This window comes from Paraburkholderia sp. BCC1885, assembly GCF_900996235.1.
Taxonomy (GTDB): Bacteria; Pseudomonadota; Gammaproteobacteria; order Burkholderiales; family Burkholderiaceae; genus Paraburkholderia.
Window position 1 is genome coordinate 1 of sequence record NZ_CAAJGM010000194.1, and the last position, 419, is coordinate 419.

The 419-nt window shown below is 74.9% G+C and carries 1 protein-coding gene; it reads right to left on the minus strand.

Features of this window, described 5'->3' with window-relative positions:
* Positions 1-409: phosphopantetheine-binding protein (locus tag FQ755_RS17205; protein WP_260858653.1), on the minus strand; the 409-nt coding region annotated here is incomplete at its 3' end.
* Positions 410-419 lie beyond the last annotated feature (10 nt).

Consider the following 419-nt stretch of genomic DNA (forward strand, 5'->3'; position numbering starts at 1 on the left):
AGCCCGCGCCGCCTTCGCGATCGAGCCGCGCCGCCAACTCCGCCGCGCGCGGATACGCGAACAACAGCGCCAGCTCGACCTGCCGGCCGAGCCGCTCGCCCAGCCGCGCGGCGACCCGCACGGCCGCCAGCGAATGGCCGCCCAGCCCGAAGAAGTCGTCGTCGATGCCGACCCGCGGCAGCGCCAGCACCTCGGCCCAGGTCTCGCAGATCAGCGCCAGCGCCTCGAGCCGCACGATCTGCGCGGGCACCTGCTGCATCGGCAGTTGCTCGGCCAGTTGCGCGCGCAGGCCCGTTACCTCGGCCTCGCCGGTCACGTAGGCCACCAGCCGCCGCGCGCTGCCCTCGCCGACGATCCGGCAGGCCGCGCCGCTCACGCCCGTGATGCCGCGCTCCTGCTCCTGCTCCATCCAGTCCATC